This window comes from Barnesiella sp. CU968, from assembly GCF_905219685.1.
GTDB classification, from domain to species: domain Bacteria; phylum Bacteroidota; class Bacteroidia; order Bacteroidales; family Muribaculaceae; genus Lepagella; species Lepagella muris_A.
On the sequence record NZ_CAJMXD010000195.1, the window covers coordinates 1 to 5,556 of the forward strand.

Sequence of the window (5,556 nt, forward strand, 5' to 3'; positions counted from 1 at the left end):
ATCTTAAGGTTAACGAAGACCAGATGTTGAAGGCTATGGAGAATGTCGATCCGGAAGAATATAAACTGTTGCTTTATAAGTATACTTCTGACGGTTATGGACTTTATGAGGTTTGTAACGTGAATGGACGGCTTCAATTTGTTTTGTTGAAAAGTTATGAGAAGTCGATTCCCGCTGTGAGTGCCGACCGGATTTCAAATGTTATAAACGATGCATTGGGTGCGTATCCGGGTGTTCCCTCGAATCTGTTTTTCTGGGGGCATGGACTCGGTTGGATCAATCCTTATAAATATTCATCAACTGTGATAGGGAAAAACGCTTCCTCGGAGTCAGTGGAGCATCTGCCGGAAGTTTATGCTTTTGGAGGAGAATATGTTGAAGAGGATAATGTCAGAAACACCGTCTACATCGACCTTGATCAGCTTGCCGATGCAATTCCGGATGGAAAATTTGACATGATATGGTTTGATTGCTGCTATATGTCTTGCATAGAGGTGGCGTATCAGTTGAGAAACAAGTGCAATACATATGTCGCTTATCCTACAGAAATAATGGGGGAGGGATTGCCCTATAATCTTGTTTTTCCTCATATCATCGGGGATAATGTCGATAGGGTGGAGGCAGCCAAGGCATTGTATGGGTATTACACGGGTAAGTATTCGCCGGATCCTGTGACTGTGGCTGTTATGGATATGGAATCAATAGATGGTGTTGCGGAAGCGGCAAAGCGAATTATAGCATCAGGCAATATATTGCCGTCAATAGCCGGTATGCAGAATTATTCACGAATGAAAGGCGTGGGATACTATGATTTCGGTCAGTATATGCGTAAATACGCCGATGTCAACGGCAAAAGCTCTGATGCGGATGTGGAGCAGCTGAACCTTGCTCTAAAAAAGTTTGTAATATATTCAGATGCTTCAGAACTGGATTTCCGAGGGTATCCTATAGATAAAAGTAATTTTTCGGGTTTAAGTGTTCATAATTTTGCCAATGTCAATTCGGCTATGGATGATTATTACCGTAAACTTGACTGGTATAAGTATGTGTGGCAAAAGTCCGGGGTTGCGGAGTGAAGCGTGAAGTTCATAAATAGTGCTAACAAAAGATATATAATTGATGATACAGACAGAATTGCCTCAGATTCCTATAGCAGACGGATTGTCGGAAGGAAGCAAGGCTTTTAATGAATTCAAGGGTTTAAGCTTCGATGATGCAATAGAGAAGGTTGCCAACGGATTGGTAAATTTCGGATTCAAATTGCTGATCGCGATTCTTGTTTTTTATATAGGCCGTTTTATTATCAGGAAACTGTATAAGATGACGCTTAATGTGATGACAAAGCGTAGAATGGATGCTTCGCTCACCACATTTGTGCTTTCTCTTATAAAGATGGTGCTGTATTTTATACTGATCATAACCATAATTGGTATCTTGGGCATTGAGACCAGCAGCTTCCTGGCGATATTCGCATCTGCCGGTGTCGCTATAGGTATGGCGTTGAGCGGCACGTTGCAGAATTTTGCCGGTGGAGTCCTGATATTATTGCTAAAACCATATAAGGTAGGAGACTACATAGAAGCGCAAGGTTATGCAGGGACTGTTAAATCCATTCAGTTGTTTCATACTGTTATAAACACTGTCGACAACAAGGCTATCATAATACCGAACGGAGGGCTTTCAACCGGAACCATAAATAACTTTTCACTTGAAAACTATCGCAGAGTGGACTGGACAATATGCCTTTCATATGACACGGATCTTGAAGCGGCAAAAAGAACATTGTTGGAGATGGTTGATGCAGACGAGAGAATAGTAAAGAAGTATATTGAAGATGATATGAAATTCAGGGAAGAGCAGGCTTTGGAGAAAGAGCGAGAGCTGCACCCTGAGATTCTTGAGCATCAGGAAGAGGTTAAACCGCAACATTGGTGGAACCATCTGTTCCCCCGTCTTAAGAAACGTAAGAAAGTGATTCATCAGAGTCTTATTGAAGATGTCGAGATGAACGCCGCCATTCCCGTGAAAGTGGAGCGCAAACCGTTTGTCGGCTTGAATGAGATGGCAGACAGCAGCATAAATCTTGTTGTAAGGGCATGGACTCACTCATCCAATTATTGGGGCGTGTATTTTGATATGAACGAGAGATTCTTTACAGAATTGCCGAAGAAAGGTTTCTCGTTTCCGTTTCCCCAACTTGATGTGCATTTTGACGGAAATGTCATCCGACCTCAATAGTGTGGCTCTGCATTGTAAGCAGGTCAATAGTGAATATTCTATCAAAAAGCATTTCGCCGGAACCGGTGAGATGCTTTATTGTTTCCGAAGCCTGACAACATGCTATCACACCGGCTGCTGGACCAAGCACACCGCCAAGCGAACAAGGAGTAAATCCTGATTCGACACCTTGCGGATGGAATATGTCGTTATAACCTGCGTGTCCCGGACTCCAGCTCATCACCTGTCCTGAAAATCCTGCGATGCCTCCGATGCAATATGGTATTTCAAGTTCATGACAGACCGAGTCTGTCATGAACTTGGAAGAAGGGTTGTCTGTGGCATCTATGATGAAACTGCAATCGGCATATGCGATTTTAGCCGAGGACGGTGTCATCATCTTTTTGATGTACTTTATCTCACAATCCGGATTGAGTGAAATCAGCTTTTCGGCAAGAGTCTCGGCTTTTGATTTTCCCACATCCGCAGTGGCATAAAACAACTGACGCTGGAGGTTGGAAATATCAATTGTGTCAAAATCTGCAATCGAGATTTTGCCAATGCCTGCTCCTGCAAGATACATCGCTGTCAATGATCCCAATGCTCCGCATCCGGTGATGAAGACGTGAGCCTGGCGAAGTTTTTCCATACCGGATTTCCCTATTTCCGGTATTGCAAGCATCCGGGCGTATCTTATTCTTTCCTCCTCTGTCATTTTTTTATCGTGTTATCCGCAGTGCCAGTATTTTTTTACAAGGTCAAGCATCGCTTTCCTGTTCCCTGAAATATCCTTTCTCAATGATCCGTCTTTGAATGATTCAAGCTTTTTGATGATGCCCGATATCATTTCCGGAGAAAAAACATCATATTTTTCAAAGACGTTACGTTTTTCAGCCAGTTTCATTGCAGAAGCCTCGCAACTGTCGGGAAGACCTTTTAGTGTGGCGAGCTTTGCCTTGTTCTCATCTGAATGAATATTGACGCTCACATACAGTTGGTCGGCGCGTTCAAGTGCGTTACCCATTTCGAAACCTTCGCGGGCGGCGACCACCATGGCGGCAATAAGCTGATAGACATCTGCCGAGCAGTCGGCACTGCGGAGTTCCGCTGTCTGTTTCTCGGGATTTGTGGTTGCCGGGGTTTCAAGAGGATTAGCCTGCGAACACATGTCTTTCTCTCCTGTCCAGCCCAAAGGCACACGGACAAGTACTGATCGGTTCCGGTCTCCCCAGCATATAGAGGTCGGTGCTTCCTGATGAGGTACAAGACGGAAATAGCTTGTCGGGACTTTATTGCCCATGGCGGTTATTGCATCTGCATTTTCAAGAATTCCAACAATTGCCTTTTTTGCGATATCGCTCAGAACGCCATTTTCAATCATCATGTTTTTATCGTCTTTCATGATCTTGAAATGTATGTGAAGACCACTGCCGGCTTTGCCTTCTGTTATTTTCGGAGCGAATGTGACGTCATATCCCTTCTTCATGGCAAGTGTGCGGATAATCCATTTCGCAAGCATAAGGTGGTCGGCAGCCTGTTTTGCAGGCACCGGAAGGAATTCGATTTCGTTTTGTTCGAAAATTTTGCCGTCTATAGTGAAATTGCCGACTTCGTTGTGCCCGTATTTTATCTGTCCGCCGACTTGCGCTATGAGTGACATGCACTCCATGCGGAAGTCGTTGAATTTAGCGTATGGGGCCGATTCATGGTAACCTTTCTGGTCTGTCGCCTCAAACAATCCGGTGTCTTCTGAGATCACATAATACTCAAGTTCTCCCATGGCATAGAAATCCATTCCGGTCACGTCTTTGAATGAATGGCATGCTTTCTGCAAAGTGTATTCGGGTGAAGACTTTAGTGGATTCCCTTCCTTGTCGAAGAATGAGGCAAGCATGGATAGGGTAGGCACTTCAGCAAAAGGATCTACGAATGCAGTGGCATAGCGCGGGATAACGTACAGGTCGCTGTTGCCGGCTTCGATAAATGGAAACAGACTTGATCCGTCAACACGTTCGCCGAATGTCAGAATCGAATCGAGATAGTCTTCCGAGTTGATGACAAAGTTGAGGGTCTTGAGTCTGTTGTCGTCAGCGGGATACATGAAATTAACCATCCTGATTCCATTCTCCTTTATAAAACGGATGATATCCGTTTTCAAAAATTCCTCCGGTGATTTGCAGAGGTATTGCACCACTCTGTTAGGGTTCAATGTAATGTTTGCATTCATGGTTGTAATAGATTAAGTTTTAAACAGGTTGTTGGTAAACAGCCCGAATCATTCCGGAGCCGGTTTGAGTCTGACCGGCTCTATTGTTGTTTACTTATCGCAAAGATAATAAAAGTTTGTCTGAAAGTGAAGTCAGGCAATCAAACTTTTTGATAAAATTCAGCTAATTCCCCGTAAAATATACTCTGACCTGACCCACCGGCAACTGTCCTACAAGATATAGGGGAATATGCATAGGGTCTGTTGAAATCCAGGAGTCGATGTCTTCGCTTGATTTCTTTTTGCCTCCTGTCGTGAAATTAAAGCGGATATGGTATGCCTCTCGCTTTGTCTTGTCACGCAGACTTATTGTTTCTTTTCCCAAAGACTTTATCGTGATGGTCTCTGCCTTTGAACCCGAAAAAACAGTTGCCTTGACAGTTTTGCCATTCTGGAGGTCATCATAGTTTATGAGGCGCAGGTAGTAGAATACAGACAGCATGTCATATACCGGTCCTGTTGCCTGGAGTGTTTTTTCGGATTCCGAAATATTACCTTCCTTGTTTTTTCTGAAGCGAGTGCAATGTCCTTTGACATTACTGCCCGAATATGAATACTTGATGACGTCTTTCCCATATTTCCCTTTTTCATGCGCGATTTTTGTGTATGACAGAGGTCTCAAGTCATTCATTCTGATTTTGCCGAGAAGGGTGTCGCGCACCTGATAGAATCTGTCAGCCCAAGGTTTGGTTCTTGCCGCAAGCATGATGTTGTAATCCTTTCCGTTGTTTCTGAGAGAGAGAGTGGCGTCTCCGGCATCTTTGTGTATAAGTCCCCATTTATAGGTTATCACATAATGGAGGTTCTCATCGGCAAAACCTTTTGCCGACAATGACATTGAAAATATCAGGAAGGTGAGTCCTGCAAATAAGGTAAAAAACTTTCTCATATAATTACAACGAAGAGACATCCCGTTTGTGATGCCTCTTCAGTGTTTTTTAAGCCCGTTTCATAAAAATATCAACGCGCTCCAAGGTTTCGGTCTATCAATAATACTTTTCAAGTTCCTGTTCAAGAGTCTGAATCGGCTGGACACCGGATGTGCGCCATTTTAACTCTCCGTTGTGGAATAT

General features: G+C 43.7%; 5 protein-coding genes. 2 read left to right on the forward strand and 3 right to left on the reverse strand.

The genetic code is table 11. From position 1 onward, the window contains the following. Together JX312_RS08480 and JX312_RS08485 are read left to right on the forward strand one after the other, a co-directional pair. Positions 1 to 1,076: clostripain-related cysteine peptidase (locus JX312_RS08480; RefSeq protein ID WP_204457694.1), on the forward strand; the 1,076-nt coding region annotated here is incomplete at its 5' end. 43 nt (positions 1,077 to 1,119) lie between these two features. Further along, the gene (locus JX312_RS08485) at positions 1,120 to 2,238 is read left to right on the forward strand and encodes a mechanosensitive ion channel family protein (protein ID WP_204457695.1); all 1,119 of its coding nucleotides are present in this window, start codon (positions 1,120 to 1,122) and stop codon (positions 2,236 to 2,238) included. Here the strand turns inward: JX312_RS08485 and JX312_RS08490 are convergent. The 3 genes from JX312_RS08490 to JX312_RS08500 all read right to left on the reverse strand — a co-directional run bounded on the left by JX312_RS08490 (position 2,222) and on the right by JX312_RS08500 (position 5,372). Further along, positions 2,222 to 2,932 carry a HesA/MoeB/ThiF family protein gene (locus JX312_RS08490; RefSeq protein WP_204457696.1) on the reverse strand — a complete coding sequence of 237 codons (711 nt, stop codon included), beginning with the start codon at positions 2,930 to 2,932 and terminating at the stop codon, positions 2,222 to 2,224. The two genes, JX312_RS08485 and JX312_RS08490, sit on opposite strands and share 17 nt — an antisense overlap. Before the next feature lie 12 nt (positions 2,933 to 2,944). Beyond that, positions 2,945 to 4,444, reverse strand: coding sequence for a glutamine synthetase family protein (locus JX312_RS08495; protein WP_123406329.1), 1,500 nt, complete (start codon positions 4,442 to 4,444; stop codon positions 2,945 to 2,947). Positions 4,445 to 4,607: 163 nt separating this feature from the next. Further along, positions 4,608 to 5,372, reverse strand: a complete 765-nt coding sequence (locus tag JX312_RS08500) for a DUF3108 domain-containing protein (RefSeq protein WP_164916551.1) — start codon at positions 5,370 to 5,372, stop codon at positions 4,608 to 4,610. Positions 5,373 to 5,556: the final 184 nt, after the last annotated feature.

Coding starts and splice junctions, on each gene's coding strand:
- JX312_RS08490 (WP_204457696.1), bottom strand. CDS start 2,932: ATGACAGAGGAGGAAAGAATAAGATACGCCCGGATGCTTGCAATACCG.
- JX312_RS08485 (WP_204457695.1), top strand. CDS start 1,120: ATGATACAGACAGAATTGCCTCAGATTCCTATAGCAGACGGATTGTCG.
- JX312_RS08495 (WP_123406329.1), bottom strand. CDS start 4,444: ATGAATGCAAACATTACATTGAACCCTAACAGAGTGGTGCAATACCTC.
- JX312_RS08500 (WP_164916551.1), bottom strand. CDS start 5,372: ATGAGAAAGTTTTTTACCTTATTTGCAGGACTCACCTTCCTGATATTT.